Here is a 19957-nt window from a genome sequence, read left to right as displayed (position 1 = left end):
CTATTAACTTAAACCTAACCGACGATTGATTCTTGCAAAGAATAAATACATTACTGGTACGATTACTAACGTAAGGAAAGTGGCAAAGGTTAACCCAAAAATGATGGTCCATGACATTGGGCCCCAGAACGCCACATTATCTCCACCTAAGAAGAAGTCCGCATCGTAAGTACTTAAAAACTTAATGAAGTCAATGTTTATTCCCACAGCTAATGGAATCAAACCAAGAATAGTTGTAACAGCTGTCAATATAACTGGCCTTAACCTGGTCACCCCGGCACTGATAATAGCTTCAATAATCTGACTCATCGATAGTTTATCCAATCCAGTTTCAGCTTTCAATCGATTTCTGCTTAATTCAATGAAATCAATCAATACAATCGCATTATTCACTACAATACCTGCCAAGGATATGATACCAATCATGGTCATGATCACAACGAAGTTCATCTTAAAGATGACCAAACCAAGGAACACACCGATGGTACTAAATACCACTGACATCATGATAATGAAAGGGGTTGTTACTTTGTTGAATTGAGATACAATGATTAAGAAAATTGTAAATACAGCAATCATCAATGCTGTGCTCAAGAATGCAAATTCCTCTGCCTGCTTCTCTTGCTCACCCCCAAACTTAAACTCATATCCCGTAGGCATATTAAAGTCTGCCAGTAGCGCCTTTATCTCATTATTGATTTGTGTAGGGTTATAGCCAGACTCAACATTAGAGCTAATAATCACTTGTCTTCTCAAGTCATTTCGTTTGATTGAACCATACGTAGAAGAAAGCTCTGCAGAGGCGACCGAAGAAATCGGTACACTTTTCATTTTTCCGGATGTTTGATCCCTGAAAACTATACTCTTGTTCATCAGAGCATCAATGTCATATCTGTACTCATCTTTTAATCGAAGCTGAATTTCATAATCATCTTCTCCTTCCTTGTATTTGGATATTTCCTTTCCGAACAATGCCGTCCTAACCTCCATGGCAATCGAAGAAGTTGACAATCCAAATCGACGTGCTTTTTCTCGATCAATATTGACAACAAGCTCAGGTTTGCCAGTTTGAAGATCCGTCTTCAGTTTTTCAATACCCTGAATCCCTGACTCATTGATCAGGTTCTTCATATCTTCTGTTATCTTGATAAGTGTTGCAAATTCCTTTCCGGACACTTCTATACTGATCGGCTTTCCAACAGGAGGGCCATCAGCATTTTGATCTACAGTAACCGCAACACCCGGATAATCTCCAACAGCACCTCTAATTTCAGTTAGTATTTTCTTGGTATCGACACCTACTCTATTTTTATACTCTTTGAAGTTGACAGTGATCCGCGCTTTATTAGGCGTATCCTGCTCACCAAATGCTGAGGGATCATTTGGATCAGAAGTACCAGACCCAACATTGGCAATGACCGATTCCACAATATCCTCATATGGCTTCACTAAATCAATGACTTTCTTCTCAATACGCTCAGTAAACTCATTCGTGGTTTCAATATCTGTTCCTACTGGAAATTCAATGAATACATTGACATAAAGAGGGTCAGTTTTTGGGAAGTACTCCAGGTTCGGCTTGGACGGTGACATTAAAACGCTTCCAAATATCCCAATAGATACGACCATCAAAACAGCTGTTCCCCAGAAGAAAATATATGGCCTCCAGCCATGTAATGCAAAGCTGAGAATTTTACGATACCCACCTTCTAACCTCGGTAAATAGTTTCTGAATCTATAAGATAAAGGAGAGAGAATATAGATATTCAACAATGTGATTACTCCTGAAATTAATATCAAATTGCTTAAAACTGTGATTTTGGCAATTGCCAATAGCAACCCTAGTCCAACTGCTATTAAGGCAAAAATCAAAACACGTTTCTTCCTGATCTCACCAGAGTCTACCTTCATGAAGGACTTTATCAAAACTGGATTGATAACCAATGCCACGAAAAGTGATGAACCGAGAGTAATCATTAATGTAATTGGCAGATACTTCATGAACTCACCCATTATCCCCGGCCAGAATGCCAAAGGTAAAAAGGCGGCCAAAGTAGTTGCTGTTGAAGCTATAATTGGAAGAGCAACTTCTCCCACACCATTCTTTGTTGCAACAAATGCTGACAATCCTTCTTCTCTAAGACGATAAACGTTTTCCACTACCACAATTCCATTATCTACTAGCATACCTAAAGCCATGATCAAAGAGAAAAGTACCATCATATTGATGGTGATTCCCAACATCCCTAAAATCATGAATGAAATGAACATTGAGAGTGGAATAGCTATACCAACAAACAATGCATTTCTAGGGCCAAGGAAGAATAGTAAAACCAAGACAACAAGGATTACACCTGAGATGATGTTATTCTCAAGACTATCTACCATGTCGCGAGTTTGCTGGGACTGGTCATTGGTTTTTGTCACGACCAAATCATCCGGGAAAATCTCCTCTCTTGCTTCTTCCAAAATCGAATTGATCTTTTCAGTAGCTATCAGCAGATTTTCACCACTCCGCTTAATGACATCCACCATCACCACTGGCTGTGTATACAACCGTGCGTAACTTTTCTTCTCTATGTAATCAAAAGAAACATCAGCAATGTCCTTTAGGTAGACAATATTGCCCTTTTCTGCCTTCACGACTACATCCAGGATATCAACAGGTTTTTCAAATTCACCAACTACTCTTATAGTCCTTCTTATATCCCCCTCTCGATAAGTTCCTCCTGATAGTGTGATATTTTCACTTGCTACAGCTTGTTCAATATCTCCAAAGTTCACTTCCCTCGCTTCCATTTGATAAGGATCCACGCTGATCCTTACTTCACGTTCATCGATACCTCTAATCTCAACTTTCGATATCTCTGACAGTTTCTCGATTTCCTCTTCTAAGTACTCAGCATAATCATTCAATTCGGTCATGCTGTAATTACCAGATAGGTTGATGTTTAGAATTGGGAACTCCGAAAAGTTCATATCAAAAACATTTGGATCTTGCTCCAAATCAGATGGTAATTCTGGCTTGGCACGATCAACCGCATCTTTCACCTTAGATAGTGCATCTTCTACATCTGTCTCTGGCGTAAACTCTATGATAATCGTAGAGTAATCCTGAACAGAAGTCGATTTGATTACATCTGCTTCCGAAATTGAATTCAGCTCATTTTCAATGGGCCTGGTAATCAAATTCTCCATATCTAATGGAGAATTCCCGGGATAGGGCGTTCCTACATAAACGACAGGCTGCCTGATTTCAGGAAAACTTTCTTTAGGTAAGCTTATATATGCAGATAGCCCTGCCAGAATCACAATTACGGTAAGCACATAAACTGTGGTTCTATTTCTAAGGGCGAGTGTGGTTAAACCAAACTCTTTTTCCGTTTTAATATCTTTTAATTCTTCTGACATAGTTATTGAATTAAGAGATTAGTTATTAACAATTGCAACTTCAACACCGTCTGTAAGATCTCTGTATCCTTTAATCACGACCTTTTCACCTACATCCAAACCACTCATTATTTCCGTTCTAAGGTTATGAGAAGAGCCTATTTTGATCTGCCGCTTAATGGCTTTCTTTTCACCATCCTTCTCATTGATTACATACACATAGTTTCCACTATTATCGCCCTGAATCACTTCGGTAGGAATGACTAACGCCTGATCATTTCTATAATCGACAAGTCTCAATACAACCACTTGATTAGGTTGTGCAGGAAAATCCAATTTTGGTAAATCAATTTCCAACTCGAAGGTTCTATTTTCAGACTTAATGGTCTGTCCCACAGATTTAATTTTTGATTTAACTCTTTTATCCTGAGATGGGAAATAAATTTCAACCGCTTGATTAGGGGTGAATTTTCCAAGATATGATTCAGAAACATCAGCAGATATGTATATCTCATCAGGATTAACTAATCGTACCAAAGGAAGACCCGGTTGAGCCAATTCCCCTACTCTGGCTGGGATGTTATCAACTATTCCGCTAAATGGAGCCTTCACAATCATCATATTTAATTGAGACTGAAGAACACCCAATTGACTTTCAAGAGTCTCTTTATTTGCTTTAGCTTCAAGAAATCTCACTTCTGTTCCAATATTCTTTTTCCACAAGCTTTCCTGTCTTGTAAACATTTCATTAGCTAAATCTAATTGCGCATTTACTTGCTTGATATTATTTCTAATCAAGTCTGTGTCTAAAGAAACCAACACCTGACCTTTTGACACACGTTGACCTTCTCTAACATGAAGAGATTCAATCTTACCCATTGCTTCGGCAGAAAGAAGTACATTCTTTTTTGATTCCACTGCACCTCGTATTTCCACGGAATGTGTAAACGTTTTTTTATTTAACGTTTCCACAGAGACCAGAACGGATGATTTCTTCTCACTGAAGTTTGGATCCTCAGCTTTTATTTCCTCTTCCAGCTTAGTAATCTCAGCTTTTAACTCGATTGATTGATCCTGAAGTTCCTTCAATTTTTTCTTCTTACCAGCAAGTCCTTCCTCGCCTGAAGCACTGCCACAAGCAACTGCGATGGCAGATATAATAGTTAGTGTGATTATGAATTTGATCTTTTGCATGATCCTTAATTTTTATAAAGTGTTCCTTGTGCTTTTTTAAGTTCTATTTGAGTAATAATGGCCTGATAGAGGGCCGTTAAGTAATTTGTTTGAGCCTCCTTCAGTGCTGTGTCCGCTTCTGTTACCTCTAGATTGGAACCAATACCTTCCTCATACTTCAATTTCGTGATGTCATAAACTTCCCGAGCTAAATCAACATTTTGTTTTTGAACCTCAAGAGTTTCCAACTGGCTGGCCAAATTAATTTCAGACTGCTCAATCTCTAAATCGATATTCTTTTGCAAGAATGACATCTGATTTTCTATTTGTCTTACTTGAAGCTTGTTTTGCTGAATTTTATTGTTTTTCAAAAAACCATCAAAAATGGGAATTGAGGCAGTGACACCAAGTACCCCATTATCTAACCATCTCCTTGATTCAAAAAGCTGATTACTAGTGGGTGATGCAGTATTCCAACCATATCCAAATCGGGCATAAATTTTTGGCAAATATTGAACTTTATTATTCTTCATATCCAAATAAGCCAAGCTTCTGTTTGTCAGTAATTGAGAAAATTCTATTCGCTGATTATAATCGAAGTTTTCTTTCGAATTTGATGGTAATTCAATTTGTATGTCTTCCAGTTTATCAATTAATAAAATGGGCTGATATAGATCCATTCCCATCTGAAACTTTAGAAGCTTACGACTTATGTCTTTAAACTGCCGCGTTCTATTTAACTCAACCTTAAGGTTGTTGTAATTAACCTTGATTCGATCAATGTCTACTTTTTCAGCAAAACCTGCATTATACATCTCCTGGGTTTCAATGAGCAGCGTATCAATTCGACTGATATTTTTTTCCAAAAGAAGTAGATTCTCATCTGCAATGAGCGCGTTGAAATAAGCTTTACTTACTGCCTCAACAATATCGATCTGTGATTTGATATGCTCTTTTGTGGAAAGCTCTTTGTAAGTTCTGGCTGCCTGGAGGCCAACAAAATATGATCCGTCAAAAATTAACTGATCAACAGATAAGCCAATATTTCCGTCATAATTTTGCACAAAAGATACTTCCTGCTCAGTCCCGGATGGCACACTCGGGTCAAACGTACTGATATCAATAAGGCTTTTCTGAGGTTCAAAGTTATAGTTCAAACCACCATTTACGTTTGCCTGAGGTAAACCCAATGAAATGGTTTTTCTTATTTCTGCTTCCGCAATCTCTTTATCCAACTGCTTAATTTTTATTTGCTCATTGTTCTCAAGCGCATAGATTATGCAGTCGTCTAAAGTTAAACTCAACTTCTCCTGGCCAATTGTGCTCAGGGAAGTGGTTAAACATAATAGTGTTATTAGTATTCCTCGCATAGATTAGAGTGATTTGATAGATTCTAAATGCATGTATTCTTCATATTTCTTTCTTCCTTTATCAGTCAAAAGTCCATGAACAAAATGGTCCAGGATTTGAAGTTGAACTGTAGGGAAATCAAATTGATCTCTGGGAAAAAGCTGCGTATTAAAAACTAACTGAACTCCCTCTACACGTAGAATGGAGAGCACCTTAGCATTTAATTCTTCTCGGAAGTAACCTTCCTCTTTGCCTTTTTCAATATTTCTTTCAATATGTCCTCTGATTGTTGATTGTTTGAATTCAAGATATTTGTCCCATGCAGCACCATGATATTTTTGCATATCATATAGTAAAGAAGGATTCATGCGGAACACATGTTTCCTTAAGCACTGCGACACTAACAAGATTTCATGAATCGCATCATTTGCTGATTCTTCGATCTCATTAAATTCTGCTGTTTCTTTTTCAAAATGATTCAGAGCAACTTCTGAAACCAATCCATCCTTATTATCAAAGTATTGATAAAGAGTTTTTTTGGACATTGATGCAGCTCTTGCTACGTCATCCATCGTTACGCTTCTGATACCGTACTGAATGAATAACTCTTCTGCACTACTCAATATCTTCTCTTTCGCCTTCAAATTGCACTATTAAATGATTAATACTCAGGAAACTTTAAGTATATCTAAAGTTTCCAACGTGCAAATCAACGAACATTTAATAAAATGGTTCAGTTTTTCAATAAATATTTTTGACGTAAAAGCTATCGATCTATTTTACTTGGCAAATGACGAAGCTTGTATTATCGAATGGACACATCCAATATTCTAAGCATGGAACAGCTGACGAAATATTAATTGCCTTTCATGGTTTTGGTCAGGATAAAAATATTTTTAAAAAGTGGGGGGACATTCTTGGTGAGAAATACACCTTATACGCATTAGATATCTTCTATCATGGTGAAAGTAGAAGAGAATACAGTAAGCTCTCAAAGAAGGAATGGAGTTTGATTTTCGAACAGTTTTTGAAAAAAGAAGGTATCCAACAATTCTCAATTCTGGGGTTCAGTTTGGGAGGTCGATTTGCTATAGCCTCAGCACTTTCATTTCCAAATAGAATCAGTGAGCTGTTCTTAATTGCTCCAGATGGGGTTTTCCTTACGATTTGGTTCAAACTTGCAACCCACTGGTCAATAAGATGGCTTTTTAAGTATTATATGATGAATCCAGACAAATTGGATCGTTTGATCAGGTTCAATGAAAGGTTCAAAATTGTCAGTCCATATTTAGGAGATTTTGTTAGAAAAGAACTTGGGAATGCTGAAAACACGAAAAGAGTTTATGTCTCCTGGAATCATTTCAAAACTCTTGGCTACTCAAAAAAACAACTGTCGAAAAGCTTTAAAAAGCATAGCTTCAATCGAATCATCATTCTAGGAAGTAAAGATCAAATTATAAAACCCGTCAAGATTATACCCATCATAGAAACCATGGGTGATTTTAGGATTGAGCTCTTACCAATGAAACACCATCAACTCATTAAGCCAGAAGTAGCTAAATTGATATTAAATTCTGACCATATTCCATGAGATTTGTATCGATAACATTTTTAATTTTTTGTTCAATTCTATCATATACCCAGCAGCCTACCAAGGAGCAAATAAAGCAAGTAGAGGATGCCAAGAAAGAAGTGAAACGCATGAAAGGCGAAGCTTTTCCAGATTTTGAATTGACTGATATAAATGGAGACACGTACACTAAGGATCAACTTAAAGGGGAGATTTTCTTAGTCAATTTCTGGTTTACACGATGTAGACCTTGCATCATGGAGATGCCGGAGATGAATGAGATGGTTCAAGAATATCAAGATGAAGGAATTATCTTTCTAGCACCCACATTTGATGATTCAGACCAGGTTGACAAGTTTCTTCTCAAACGTGAATTTCTCTATCAGCCCATTCCTGACGTTAAAGAGTTCTGTCTTGAAATGAATGTTAGATCATATCCCACTCATTTTGTGGTGGATCGAGAAGGTATAATAGAAAAGGTCGTTATTGGGTATTCAGTGATGACTGTAAAATCACTCGAAAAAAGCATTCGCAAATTGTTAAAGTAAATTATTGGAAACTTATGAAAAGACCTGACAGGTTTTGAAAACCTCTCAGGTCAAATCCTTAATTTTGCGGACTTCAAAACGAGGTTCCTTTAATGATCCAATTCTTCCAAAACTCAAACGACGCAGTAATTGCAGTCGGCGTATCTGAAAGCCTAACTACAGATCAAATTAAAAAACTCACCTGGCTCTTTTCCGGTTCTAAGCCAATTGGAAATGAAGAAATAATAGGAAAATTCATTGGCCCTCGAAAAGAGATGATCTCTCCATGGAGTACCAATGCATCAGATATTGCCCACAATGCAGGAATTGAATCCATCCATAGGATTGAAACCTACATCTCTGAATCATCCTCCGGAGCATTTGATCCCATGTTACAGCAAGTATATGATGGACTTGATCAATTAATCTTTACTCTGGACAGAGATCCTCAGCCTATTGAGCACATTCATGACATTGCAGCTTACAATGAGCTAGAAGGCTTGGCACTTAGTACAGAAGAAATTGAATACCTGGAGCAGGTCTCTCGCGAAATTGGAAGGCCCTTGACCGATTCTGAAGTGTTCGGCTTTTCACAGATCAACTCAGAACATTGCAGGCACAAGATTTTCAATGGCATCTTCATTATTGATGGCGAAGAGCAGGAACTCTCCCTTTTCCAATGGATCAAAAAGACATCAAAAGAGCATCCTAACTACCTTGTTTCTGCTTATAAAGACAATGTCGCTTTTATCCAAGGTCCAAAGGTTGAGCAGTTTGCCCCAGCTACCCAGGACAAACCCGACTGGTTCGATACCAATGAATTTGAGTCTGTCATTTCATTAAAGGCTGAGACGCATAACTTCCCAACCACTGTTGAACCTTTCAACGGAGCAGCAACCGGATCTGGTGGTGAGATCAGAGACCGGATGGCTGGAGGACAGGGAAGTATTCCATTGGCAGGAACAGCTGTGTATATGACCTCCTACTCTCGATTAGAAGATGGAAGAAATTGGGAAAAACCTGCCAGAAAATGGCTCTATCAAACGCCTCAGGAAATTCTAACCAAAGCATCCAACGGAGCTAGCGATTATGGAAACAAGTTTGGTCAGCCGCTCATTTGTGGTAGCGTGCTAACCTTCGAGCATGAAGAGGGCGGAAAGAAGTTTGGCTATGACAAAGTGATCATGCAAGCCGGTGGAATCGGCTATGGCAAAAAGAAAGAAGCTCAAAAGAAGACGGTAAGCGCAGGAGAAAAAATCGTTGTAATGGGCGGAGACAACTACCGCATCGGCATGGGTGGTGGCGCTGTTTCCTCGGTTGACACTGGAGCCTTCAATCAATCGCTCGAACTCAACGCGGTACAACGATCCAATCCGGAGATGCAAAAGCGAGTTGCCAACGCCGTTCGAGCAATGGTTGAACTGGAGGATAACACGATCACCTCTATTCATGACCATGGTGCAGGTGGACATTTAAACTGCCTTTCCGAGCTGGTAGAGGAAACTGGTGGTGTAATTGACCTTAAGAAGTTGCCGGTAGGTGATGAAACACTTTCTGCTAAAGAAGTGCTTGGAAATGAGTCTCAGGAACGTATGGGATTGGTAATCAAAGACCAAGATGCAGCATACCTGAAAAGAGTATCTGAAAGGGAGCGTGCTCCTTATTATGAAGTAGGAGAAGCTGGAGATGACAATGAATTGAAGTTTGAGAATAATGGAGAAGCTTCTCCATTTGATCTAAAGCTACACCACCTTTTCGGATCATCGCCAAAGACGATCCTTGAAGACAAAACGCAGCGAGCCAATTTTGAAGAGGTCAACTATTCACAAAGTAAAATCGACGAGTACCTGGAAGCAGTCTTGCAACTGGAGGCAGTTGCTTGTAAAGATTGGCTCACCAACAAGGTGGACCGATGCGTGACCGGACGTGTTGCCACACAGCAGACATGTGGTGAGCTTCAATTGCCACTCAATAATGTGGCGGTCATGGCACTTGATTTTAAGTCAAATAAAGGGATAGCAACTTCGATTGGACATTCACCTGTTCCAGGACTAATCAATGCAGGAGCAGGATCAAGGCTTTCCATCACCGAAGCTTTGGCTAACCTTGTTTGGGCTCCATTAATCCATGGATTGAAAGGTGTTTCTCTAAGTGCAAATTGGATGTGGCCGGCCAAGAATGAAGGAGAAAATGCTCGTTTGTATGAAGGAGTGAAAGCCATTAGTGATTTTGCGTGTGAGTTAGGGATCAACGTTCCGACCGGGAAAGATTCCATGTCGATGACCCAAAAATATCCGAATGGTGAAAAGGTTTACGCGCCTGGAACCGTAATTATCAGTTCCGTTGGAGAGGTTTCTGACATTAACAAAACAGTCTCTCCGGTCATTGATTACATCCAGAAGGATTCTAAAATCATTTACATCGACTTCTCTGGAGGTGGATTTGAATTGGGTGGTTCGTCGTTTGCTCAAACCCAATCCAAATTGGGAGCTAAAACACCGGAAGCAAAATCAGAAGTTGTTACCAAAGCTTTTAATGCGATTCAACAGCTCATAAATGAAGGTCTTGTGATTGCCGGTCACGATGTGTCAGCTGGTGGGTTAATAACCACTTTGCTTGAAATGAACTTTGCAAATACACAGGGTGGATTGAAAATAGATCTTTCATCTTTAGGTGAAGTTGATTCTGTGAAGCTACTTTTCTCTGAAAAACCTGGATTAGTTCTACAAGTAAATGATCAAAAAGCCGTTAACATTTTAGCTAGCACTGGCGTGATGTACCAGGAGATCGGACTGATTATCGAAGATCGAAAAGTGGAGGTAAAGAATGGATCATTCTCTCACACCTTCGACATTGAAAAGTCCAGAATGGATTGGTTTAAAACATCAGCATTACTTGATTTGAAACAAACCACTCCTGATGTTTCTAAAAAGAGAACTGAAAATAGATTCAAGCAGCCACTCTCCTACGTATTCCCGAAAAGATTTGATGGAAAGTCGTCTAGCTACAACCTGGATTTTAACAGACAAGGAAAATCCGGAGTAAAAGCGGCGATCATCCGAGAGCAGGGTGTCAACAGTGATCGTGAAATGGCTTACGCGTTGTGGTTGGCCGGTTTTGATGTAAAGGATGTTCACATGACTGACCTGATCACAGGTCGTGAAGATTTGAGTGAAGTGAACATGATTGTGTTTGTTGGAGGTTTCTCCAACTCTGATGTCCTTGGCTCGGCTAAAGGATGGGCAGGTTCATTTCTTTTCAATGAAAAAGCCAAAGCTGCACTCGATGCATTCTATGCCAGAGAAGATACATTGAGTTTAGGAGTTTGTAACGGCTGTCAGCTTATGATGGAGCTTGGTTTGATCTATCCTGAAATGGGTGATAATCATCCGAAAATGTATCATAATAGTTCTGAAAAATTTGAGTGTGGTTTTGTTAGCGTAGATATCGAAAAAACAAACTCTATTTTGCTTGAATCAATGGTTGGTTCAAAATTAGGAATCTGGTTGGCTCATGGGGAAGGACGTTTCATGCTTGAGAATGAAGGAGGCTATGAAATCCCAGTAAAGTACACTTATTCCGAATTTCCAGGAAATACGAATGGTAGCTCTTTCAATACAGCGGCTCTTTGTTCAGAGGACGGAAGACACCTGGCGATCATGCCACATTTAGAACGATCTTTATTTGCCTGGAACTGGCCTTATAAGCAAGGGTTAGAAGGTGCAGAAGTATCTCCATGGATGGAACCTTTCGTAAATGCATTTAATTGGATAAAATCCAAAGTATAGCCTTTTGATTTAAAAAATATTCGGCTAATTTTGCCGTCCGTTAAAACGGAAGTGAAGGACAAACACTAAAAAATTATCCGGTATTGGCCTATGGTGTAACTGGCAACACGTCTGGTTTTGGTCCAGAAGAGTCTAGGTTCGAGCCCTAGTAGGCCAACAAGTTTTATTTATTAGGAATAAGATGGCTAGAAGCCTGTCCCGAATGAGCATTAGCGAACTTCGGGGAGCCCTAGTAGGCCAACTTAATAAATTGTCATTTCGACCGAAGGGAGAAATCTCTATTGTTTGACATAGATTCCTCGTTTCTCTCGGAATGACATTTTTTTTAAAAGACTAACAATGTCATCAGTAAAGATTTTTTCCGGATCTGCTCACCCTGAATTAGCAAATGCAATCGCTAATAATTACGGAAAACCTTTGGGTAAAAGTGAAAAGCAGACCTTTAGTGATGGCGAAATGGGAGTCTACTTCACAGAATCTGTCCGAGGATCAGATGTATTCATCATCCAACCCACCGTACCTCCTGCTGACAATATTTGGGAATTACTTCTGATGATTGATGCAGCTCGAAGAGCAAGTGCCAAATATGTTACTGTGGTTGTTCCATATTTTGGATATGCACGTCAGGATCGAAAAGATAAGCCGCGGGTTTCCATTGCAGCTAAATTGGCTGCTAATGTTCTGACCTCTGCAGGAGCAGATAGGATCATGACTTGTGATTTGCACGCAGGTCAAATCCAGGGATTCTTTGACATCCCGGTGGATCACCTAGATGGATCAGCAATTTTCTACCCATACATTAAAAACCTCAACCTGGACAAAATGATTATCGCTTCTCCGGATGTAGGAGGAACAGCTCGAGCAAGAGGGTATGCGAAGCTTTTTGAAGTTGATATGGTTATCTGTGATAAGCACAGAAAAAGAGCCAATGAGGTGGCTTCCATGCAAGTCATAGGAGATGTTGAGGGAAAAGATGTCGTTTTAGTTGACGATATGGTAGATACGGCTGGGACAATCAGCAAGGCTGCAACTTTGTTGAAAGAAAAAGGGGCTAACTCTGTGAGAGCTTTCGCCACACATGGTGTACTCTCTGGAAACGCATACAAAAACATTGAGGAGTCTGCTTTGGAAGAATTGATCATTACGGATACGATTCCTCAAAAGCAGGACAGTCCAAAAATCAAAGTACTGACTGTGGCTGAGTTGTTTTCAAAAGCAATTCGTAAGATCCATGATCACGAATCAATTAGTTCATTATTTATCAAATAACATATTTTAATCAAATTCAATTATGAAAACTGTTGAGATTATAGGGTATAAAAGAGCAAATCTCGGCAAGACAGAAGCGAAGCGCTTAAGAGAAGAAGGAATGGTTCCGTGCGTTGTATACGGCGGTGATCACCAGATTCACTTCTACGCTCCAATGATCTTGTTTAGAGACCTGGTATACACTGACGAAGCGCACTTTGCTTTACTAACAATTGAAGGAGAACCAGAACCATTTGAAGCTATTATTCAAGATGTTCAGTTCCACCCGGTGAGTGAAATCATTATGCACGCTGACTTCTTGCAACTATTCAGAGGAACACCTATTAAGATGAACATTCCTGTTCACCCTGTAGGAATTGCTCCTGGAATTCAGCAAGGTGGTAAGCTGATCAGAAAAGTGAAATACTTGCAAATCAAAGCTCTTCCTAAAAACATGCCAGAATACATCGAAGTAGATGTTTCTAAGCTTGGACTAGGTAAGTCAATTAAAGTAGGTGAGCTTGAAGTTGGAGAGTATGAAATTCTAAATAGCCCACTTGTAACTCTTGCTGGTATCGAGGTTCCTAGAGCACTTAAAGGAAAAGATACTGAGGAAGAAGAGGAAGAACTGGAAGGTGAAGAAGGAGTTGAAGGCGAAGGTGGAGATGCACCAGCAGCTGCAGAAGCGCCAGCTGAGTCTTAATTCATTTCAAAATAATTATTTTAGTCCCCTGCCAGCTGGTGGGGGATTTTTTTTGCTATTTAAATTATGAAATACTTAATCGTCGGACTAGGTAATATCGGGGCAGAATACGAGCTCACGCGTCATAATATCGGTTTCCTTGTATTAGATCGAATGGCAGATCAGGAAGGAACTAAGTTTGAAATGAACAAACTAGCTTATACTTCGGAAGTAAAACATAAAGGCAGAACGCTCCATCTTATAAAGCCAACTACCTATATGAATCTAAGTGGAAAGGCTGTCAATCACTATTTACAACAGCATAAGATTCCTAAAGAAAGTATGCTTGTCATCACCGATGATATAGCCCTCCCCTACGGCAAAATTCGTCTCAAACCAAAAGGATCAGCTGGCGGCCACAACGGCCTAAAGAATATTGAACAACTCACTGGTGGCGCCAACTACCCACGCCTACGTTTTGGAGTTGGGGATGACTTTCACAAAGGACAACAAGTAGATTATGTCCTCAGTCCTTTTTCGAAACAGGAAATGGATGAATTGGTGCTGAACATGGACAGAGCAATTGACGCTGTTAAATCATTCTGCACCATTGGTTTAGAACGAACGATGAATCACTTTAACTGATTCACAAATGCAATCCACATTCAGTCTTCTGTCTACTCAACCACCTTCCTTCACGTTGATCTCCCTTCTCTGTACAGTGGGTACACCCGACAGACCCGTACCCCTGATAGTAGAGTTTGTTTTGAGGTAGGTCATAAATGGTAAAATACAAACTCACATCTTCAGCTGTCATATCAATGATTGGATGAAATTTGAGGAGCTCATTTCCTGGCTCGAAGATTCTTAGATGTTGACGATTGGCATTTTGAAATCGCAATAACCCTGAAATCCAAATGTCTTTCCCTTTTTTCAACTGATTCGTTGCATCCACTTTATTGATAAAGCAGCACAGATCATTTTGGTATTTCCAGGTTTGATTTTCCTGAGTGAATCGATGCTTATTTTCCTTAGCTCCGACTTCCACAATATTCAACCCAAGCTTCTTTTTGAGCTCTTTTTTGTATTGAAGGGTTTCATTAAATAAATAGCCGGTACTTACCAGATAGACTTGATGCTGAGGAGCAATCTTGCTAATCATATGTAAGAGAATGGCAGAGGTGGTACCAAAGGATGAAGTCATCAAAATACGATCGTGATCAATCTCTGAAAAGAGTCGCTCCATCCGTTTAAGTGGACTCAAGGGAGTGTAGCGCTCATTCAAACGAACCAAATTTTCTTGTTTACTAAATTTCATTCCGATCCAATCAATTATTTAATCCTTTGTGTTTTTACTTTCATTATGAATAAGTTTTTCGATCCTTGGATTCACTTCTATTTCCTTACTGGCTTGCAAGGCCTGTTCAATGTCATTCAGGATGTCATTTACGTTTTCAAGTCCTACTGAAATCCTAACCAAACCAGGTGAAATGCCCACGCTAGCTCGTTCCCCCTCAGTTAATTTGCTATGAGTGGTACTTGCTGGATGCGTTACTGTCGTTCGTGTATCACCTAGATTAGGCGTCAGACTCAACATGCTTAGGTTGTCTAGAAACCTGACTCCACGCTCCAGTCCTCCCTTCACCACAAAAGTCACAATCGCCCCACCATGTTTCATTTGTTTTTTAGCTAATTCACGCTGAGGATGGCTCTCCAAAAACGGATATTTCACCAATACCAACTCTTCATGACCCTCAAGATATGTAGCTATTTTGAATGCATTCTCACAATGTTTTTCCATCCGGATTGCAAGTGTTTCCAGACTTTTACTAAGGACCCATGCGTTGAAAGGTGAAAGACTTGGCCCTGTATGTCTGGCAAAAAACCTTAACTCTTCAATCAGGTCTTTTTTACCAACGATCGCTCCTCCAAGTGTTCTACCCTGCCCATCAATGAACTTTGTTGCAGAATGTGTGACCATGTGCGCACCCCATTCGATAGGATTCTGCAGGTATGGAGTAGCGAAGCAGTTATCGACATTCAGAATTAGATTATGCTTTTCTGCCAACTGGCCCAGATATTCCAGATCCACCAAGTCTAATCCAGGATTTGATGGTGTTTCCACAAAAATCATTTTAGTCTTTGAAGTGATTAAACTTTCCCATTTTTCAGGGCGATGAAGATTGAAATATGAGTGCTCAATGCCCCATCTTGGAAATACCTTGGTGAAGAGTTGGTGTGTCGACCCAAATAGTGCGCGAGAAGCTAACACATGATCGCCATGACTTAACAGTCCTGCCATGCTGGTAAACATTGCCGACATTCCTGTAGCAGTGGCTAGTCCGTCTTCAGCCCCCTCGAGGAGGCAGAGCTTTTGGATAAACTCGTCTGTATTTGGGTTAGAATAGCGAGAGTAAATGTTACCTGGAATCTCATCATTGAATTTGGCTCTGGCTTCTTCCGCATTATCGAAAGTAAAAGAGCTTGTGAGATAAACCGGTGCGGAATGCTCCTTTTGAGAAGCATTCGACAATTGTGTGCGGATTGCTTGCGTTTCAAAATTCATTTTGAAAGTAGATTTTAAGAAATGAAAAATGGGAAATAGATAAGACAGATCTCTTCTAAGAGATCAAAAAATTAGCAGCAACAACAGCACATGGATCGTGCATGTGGGTTGCGTAATTGAATGTCTTGTGTGTGTTTGTTCTTGAATGTCATAATTTATATACACTTTAAAAGTTCAGGAATTAGCACCTTCCCGCCAGTGGTCGGGAGGTTGCTAGCACATCAAAGAGCCTGTCTCTCCGTGCTTCTTTATAAATTATCCGTTCATTGCTGAAAAGATTTGCCAAATCTGAAACAAAGTTTTTGAACTTCCAAAATCTTTTTTAAACAATAATTCTTTATCGGTCTGTAACCTCTGCCTAATTAGTCGGTATCATAAGCATCAGAATGCAACTTTTCTTTTTCTCAGACATCCTTATGTAAATAGCCTATCATGAAACTCAAATATTACCTTAGAATCACGCTACGTAACTTTTTACGACACAGAGTCTCTTCAATTGTTAATCTTATTGGACTCACTACCGGGCTTAGTTGTGCCTTCTTTATTTACCTCTGGGTGCAGGATGAAATGAGTGTAAATAAATTTCATGAAAAAGATGATCGCCTGTTTCGAGTCATGGAATTTCAGACATATTCCAACGAAATGTTCGCAACAAACTCCACTCCTGGAATACTTGCTGAAAACTTAAAACTCGACTTTCCCGACATTAAATATGCAGCTACTACCACCTGGATTGGTAAGAATCTACTTACCTATAACAATGACAAATATTTCAAAGAAGAAGGTTTTCATGTTGGGGAAGATTACTTCAATATATTCAGCTATCAACTGTTGGCCGGAAACCCAGATGATGTATTGAAAGACAAATCGTCAATCTGTATTTCAAGGAAACTAGCCGAAAAATTCTTTGGCGATGTTGAAAGTGCTGTAGGTAAAACACTTCGATATGAAAATGATCGGGATTTCATGGTGACTGGTGTTTTTGAGAATATCCCTAGAAACTCAACCTACCGTTTCGATTTTGTATTGCCTTTTGAAGATTATAAAGATGAAAATGATTGGGTAACAAGCTGGGGAAACAATGGTCCTCATACATATGTCATCCTAGAAGAAGGTGCTGAACAACAAGCAGTTACTGAAAAAATATCCGGGTATGTGAAAAGTAAAAATGAAGATGGTGATAGCAATGTCGATTTGTTTTTAAAAAAATATTCTGAGCAATATCTCTATGGCAAATACACGAATGGTGTGCAGGATGGCGGACGTATCGAATACGTACGATTATTCTCAATAATCGCTGTTTTCATTTTGGTTATAGCCTGTATCAATTTCATGAATCTCTCTACTGCTCGAGCCTCAAAACGAGCACATGAAGTAGGGGTAAGAAAGGCAATAGGTGCTGACAGACAAACACTGATAAAACAGTTCATCGGAGAATCACTGATGATTACTTTCTTCTCAATGGTGCTCGCCTATGTATTGGTACTTCTTCTTTTGCCACAATTCAATTTCATCACTGACAAAGAGATATCTCTTCAACTAACTCCGCAGATCATTACATTTTCTATTGTGACAGTAATCTTTACTGGTTTGATGGCAGGAAGTTATCCGGCGTTATACTTAACGCACTTCAATCCGGTGAAAGTATTAAAGGGAGAAATCAAGAGTTCAGCCGGTGAGTTGTGGGCACGAAAGGGTCTAGTGATATTTCAATTTACTATCACCATTGTTTTGATTGTTGGGGTTATTGTAATCCATAAGCAAACCAGCTTTGCATTGACTAAAAACCTTGGTTATGATCGGGATAATGTTGTTTTCTTTAGTCAGGAAGGCACTATTCAAGATAAAAGAGATGCCTTCTTTACAGAGCTGAGAAAAATTCCGGGAGTGGCTTCAGCTGCAGGCACCAGCCATACCTTATTGCACCAAATGAACAATACCAGCGGATTGGATTGGCGTACCAAGCAGCCAGAAGAACGAATCCTATTTGAGAATATCAGAGTGGATCATGAATTTCAAAAGACCATGGGAATGGAAGTGATTGCCGGACGATGGTTCGATAAGCAATTTGGGGCAGATAGCACCAAAATTGTGATGAATGAAGCTGCTGTTAAAGTAATGGGATTCACTCCAGAAGAAGCAAATGGTGAAACCATAAAACTGTGGGAAGAATATGATCTTCAAATCGTGGGTGTACTAAAAGATTTTCATTACCAATCTATTCATCGAGAAGTTGACCCGGCATTCTTTTGGTTAGGGAACACCTGGAATGTAGCGGTACGGTTGGAAAATGGAAAAGAAGTGGTGGCTATGTCGGAGGTTCAGCAACTCTACGAGACTTTCTGTCCGGGATTCATCTTTGAATATGAATTTCTGGACAAAAGCTATCAGGAATTGTATGAGTCAGAAACGCGAATTGGGACACTCTCCTCCTACTTCGCTGGGTTTGCTATACTGATTTCTTGTTTGGGGCTTTTTGGTTTGGCAACATTCACCGCAGAAAGACGACTGAAAGAAATTGGGATTAGAAAGGTGCTTGGAGCCTCCGTATCTAATATAGTCATGATGCTATCCAAGGATTTCACTAGGTTGGTGGGTATTTCCATCATTATCGCCATTCCAATCTCATACTATTTTATGGACAAATGGCTGGAGGGTTTTGCATATAAGATTGATTTAAGTGTTTGGATTTTCTTAGGTACCGCCATCATTTCCTTGATGATTGCCTGGGTTACGGTAAGCTCTCAAGCGCTGAGAGCTGCCAATGTGAATCCATCCAAATGCTTAAAGGATGAGTAGGAAAATTTATATTGATTAAGAAAATTAAATTCAGGAGTGTAGGAGGTCCTCAAAAGCAGCCCGTAATTGCCTGGTAATTCTTCCTACACTTCCGTTTCCTACCTTTTGTCCATCAACTTCTACAATTGGAAGTACTTCTTTCAAAGTACTGGTCAGAAATATTTCATCTGCAGACTTAAGCTCCTCCACTGTGATGTCAGTTTGCTCTATGGCAACAATATTTTCAGCAATCTTTAATACATTCATTCGGGTGACTCCTTCGAGTATGTTACGTTTTGGAGTTTGGACTACACCTTCTTTTACTATAAAAATATTGCTTCTTGAAGCTTCGCTAATGATCCCTTCATGGTGATAGACAACATCAATGGAACCTGCTGCTATCCTTTTTCTATGGAGGAGATTACTCGTGAAGTAATTGGTGCTTTTGATTTGTGGATACTCTCGCAAATATTCGTGAAGTATAATGCTAGAAAATGGGGGTACCTGATGATTCTTTAAATTTGTCTGAGTAATAAAAAAAAGGGGATCAAGCGCTGGATCTGACTCACTGCCATCTCCCAGCAAAACCAGTTTGAAGCCCGCATCATTGAAACCATTCCAATCTCTTAGCATCTCTAAAGCTTCTTTAATTTCATCCTTTTCAATGATTTCAGATAGCTCCATGAATTTTTGCGATCGAGCAAATCGTTCCAGATGTTCCTCAAGGAAGCAATATTTCCCATTGCGCATGCGAAAAAAATCAAATACACCGAACCCTCGATTTGCACCGATGGAATGAATTGAGAGGGATGCATCGGACTCATCAATTACACCTCCTTTGAAATAACAGTATGCCATATGATTATTTAGGTCCTAGTAAATTTA

General features: G+C 39.6%; 14 protein-coding genes, 1 tRNA gene and 1 riboswitch. Of the genes, 8 read left to right on the top strand and 7 right to left on the bottom strand.

What is annotated here, in order from left to right:
- Window positions 1–3: 3 nt before the first annotated feature.
- The 4 genes from ACOMC3_RS06240 to ACOMC3_RS06225 are packed head-to-tail and all read right to left on the bottom strand — an operon-like array spanning window position 4 to window position 6557.
- On the bottom strand, window positions 4–3411 hold the full coding sequence (locus tag ACOMC3_RS06240; RefSeq protein WP_420318672.1) for an efflux RND transporter permease subunit: 3408 nt from the start codon (window positions 3409–3411) through the stop codon (window positions 4–6).
- Between the two features lie 18 nt (window positions 3412–3429).
- Window positions 3430–4584, bottom strand: a complete 1155-nt coding sequence (locus ACOMC3_RS06235) for an efflux RND transporter periplasmic adaptor subunit (protein WP_420318671.1) — start codon at window positions 4582–4584, stop codon at window positions 3430–3432.
- A gap of 5 nt (window positions 4585–4589) precedes the next feature.
- A complete protein-coding gene (locus ACOMC3_RS06230) occupies window positions 4590–5933 on the bottom strand; it encodes a TolC family protein (protein WP_420318670.1) in 1344 nt (447 codons plus the stop codon).
- Between the two features lie 3 nt (window positions 5934–5936).
- Window positions 5937–6557 carry a TetR/AcrR family transcriptional regulator gene (locus ACOMC3_RS06225; RefSeq protein ID WP_420318669.1) on the bottom strand — a complete coding sequence of 207 codons (621 nt, stop codon included), beginning with the start codon at window positions 6555–6557 and terminating at the stop codon, window positions 5937–5939.
- Between the two features lie 146 nt (window positions 6558–6703).
- On the opposite strand from ACOMC3_RS06225, the gene ACOMC3_RS06220 reads away from it, so the two are divergent.
- The 7 genes from ACOMC3_RS06220 (at window position 6704) to pth (ending at window position 14373) form a co-directional block, all read left to right on the top strand.
- On the top strand, window positions 6704–7504 hold the full coding sequence (locus ACOMC3_RS06220) for an alpha/beta fold hydrolase (RefSeq protein WP_420318668.1): 801 nt from the start codon (window positions 6704–6706) through the stop codon (window positions 7502–7504).
- Entirely contained in the window at window positions 7501–8031 is a 531-nt protein-coding gene (locus ACOMC3_RS06215) for a TlpA family protein disulfide reductase (RefSeq protein ID WP_420318667.1), read from the top strand. Before ACOMC3_RS06220 ends, ACOMC3_RS06215 begins: the two co-directional genes overlap by 4 nt.
- A 92-nt stretch (window positions 8032–8123) precedes the next feature.
- The gene (gene purL, locus ACOMC3_RS06210; RefSeq protein ID WP_420318666.1) at window positions 8124–11798 is read left to right on the top strand and encodes a phosphoribosylformylglycinamidine synthase; all 3675 of its coding nucleotides are present in this window, start codon (window positions 8124–8126) and stop codon (window positions 11796–11798) included.
- Window positions 11799–11882: 84 nt separating this feature from the next.
- Window positions 11883–11955, top strand: a tRNA-Gln gene (locus ACOMC3_RS06205).
- A gap of 182 nt (window positions 11956–12137) precedes the next feature.
- Window positions 12138–13067 carry a ribose-phosphate pyrophosphokinase gene (locus ACOMC3_RS06200; RefSeq protein WP_420318665.1) on the top strand — a complete coding sequence of 310 codons (930 nt, stop codon included), beginning with the start codon at window positions 12138–12140 and terminating at the stop codon, window positions 13065–13067.
- A gap of 22 nt (window positions 13068–13089) precedes the next feature.
- A complete protein-coding gene (locus ACOMC3_RS06195) occupies window positions 13090–13749 on the top strand; it encodes a 50S ribosomal protein L25/general stress protein Ctc (protein ID WP_420318664.1) in 660 nt (219 codons plus the stop codon).
- A 66-nt stretch (window positions 13750–13815) separates the two neighbouring features.
- Complete coding sequence (gene pth / locus ACOMC3_RS06190; RefSeq protein ID WP_420318663.1) at window positions 13816–14373, top strand: aminoacyl-tRNA hydrolase; 558 nt, start codon at window positions 13816–13818, stop codon at window positions 14371–14373.
- Between the two features lies 1 nt (window position 14374).
- Here pth and ACOMC3_RS06185 read toward each other — a convergent pair whose 3' ends face one another.
- Both ACOMC3_RS06185 and ACOMC3_RS06180 read right to left on the bottom strand, forming a co-directional pair.
- Complete coding sequence (locus tag ACOMC3_RS06185; RefSeq protein ID WP_420318662.1) at window positions 14375–15046, bottom strand: phosphoadenylyl-sulfate reductase; 672 nt, start codon at window positions 15044–15046, stop codon at window positions 14375–14377.
- Between the two features lie 18 nt (window positions 15047–15064).
- Window positions 15065–16294 carry a trans-sulfuration enzyme family protein gene (locus tag ACOMC3_RS06180; RefSeq protein ID WP_420318661.1) on the bottom strand — a complete coding sequence of 410 codons (1230 nt, stop codon included), beginning with the start codon at window positions 16292–16294 and terminating at the stop codon, window positions 15065–15067.
- A 152-nt stretch (window positions 16295–16446) separates the two neighbouring features.
- A riboswitch (SAM riboswitch) is annotated at window positions 16447–16551 on the bottom strand.
- Between the two features lie 175 nt (window positions 16552–16726).
- Here ACOMC3_RS06180 and ACOMC3_RS06175 point away from each other — a divergent pair.
- Window positions 16727–19093, top strand: coding sequence for an ABC transporter permease (locus tag ACOMC3_RS06175; protein WP_420318660.1), 2367 nt, complete (start codon window positions 16727–16729; stop codon window positions 19091–19093).
- A gap of 30 nt (window positions 19094–19123) precedes the next feature.
- On the opposite strand, the gene ACOMC3_RS06170 is transcribed toward ACOMC3_RS06175, so the two are convergent.
- The gene (locus ACOMC3_RS06170; protein ID WP_420318659.1) at window positions 19124–19930 is read right to left on the bottom strand and encodes an aminotransferase class IV; all 807 of its coding nucleotides are present in this window, start codon (window positions 19928–19930) and stop codon (window positions 19124–19126) included.
- Between the last annotated feature and the right edge of the window lie 27 nt (window positions 19931–19957).

It is taken from the genome of Ekhidna sp., assembly GCF_965212185.1.
Taxonomy (GTDB): Bacteria; Bacteroidota; Bacteroidia; order Cytophagales; family Cyclobacteriaceae; genus Ekhidna.
Note: the sequence above shows the minus strand (reverse complement) of the source record. Positions and strands in the feature narration are given on the sequence as shown.

Excerpts from the sequence above, each read along its gene's own strand:
- ACOMC3_RS06240 (WP_420318672.1), bottom strand. The coding sequence starts at position 3,411 with ATGTCAGAAGAATTAAAAGATATTAAAACGGAAAAAGAGTTTGGTTTA.
- ACOMC3_RS06235 (WP_420318671.1), bottom strand. The coding sequence starts at position 4,584 with ATGCAAAAGATCAAATTCATAATCACACTAACTATTATATCTGCCATC.
- ACOMC3_RS06230 (WP_420318670.1), bottom strand. The coding sequence starts at position 5,933 with ATGCGAGGAATACTAATAACACTATTATGTTTAACCACTTCCCTGAGC.
- ACOMC3_RS06220 (WP_420318668.1), top strand. The coding sequence starts at position 6,704 with ATGACGAAGCTTGTATTATCGAATGGACACATCCAATATTCTAAGCAT.
- ACOMC3_RS06215 (WP_420318667.1), top strand. The coding sequence starts at position 7,501 with ATGAGATTTGTATCGATAACATTTTTAATTTTTTGTTCAATTCTATCA.
- purL (WP_420318666.1), top strand. The coding sequence starts at position 8,124 with ATGATCCAATTCTTCCAAAACTCAAACGACGCAGTAATTGCAGTCGGC.
- ACOMC3_RS06200 (WP_420318665.1), top strand. The coding sequence starts at position 12,138 with ATGTCATCAGTAAAGATTTTTTCCGGATCTGCTCACCCTGAATTAGCA.
- ACOMC3_RS06195 (WP_420318664.1), top strand. The coding sequence starts at position 13,090 with ATGAAAACTGTTGAGATTATAGGGTATAAAAGAGCAAATCTCGGCAAG.
- pth (WP_420318663.1), top strand. The coding sequence starts at position 13,816 with ATGAAATACTTAATCGTCGGACTAGGTAATATCGGGGCAGAATACGAG.
- ACOMC3_RS06185 (WP_420318662.1), bottom strand. The coding sequence starts at position 15,046 with ATGAAATTTAGTAAACAAGAAAATTTGGTTCGTTTGAATGAGCGCTAC.
- ACOMC3_RS06180 (WP_420318661.1), bottom strand. The coding sequence starts at position 16,294 with ATGAATTTTGAAACGCAAGCAATCCGCACACAATTGTCGAATGCTTCT.
- ACOMC3_RS06175 (WP_420318660.1), top strand. The coding sequence starts at position 16,727 with ATGAAACTCAAATATTACCTTAGAATCACGCTACGTAACTTTTTACGA.
- ACOMC3_RS06170 (WP_420318659.1), bottom strand. The coding sequence starts at position 19,930 with ATGGCATACTGTTATTTCAAAGGAGGTGTAATTGATGAGTCCGATGCA.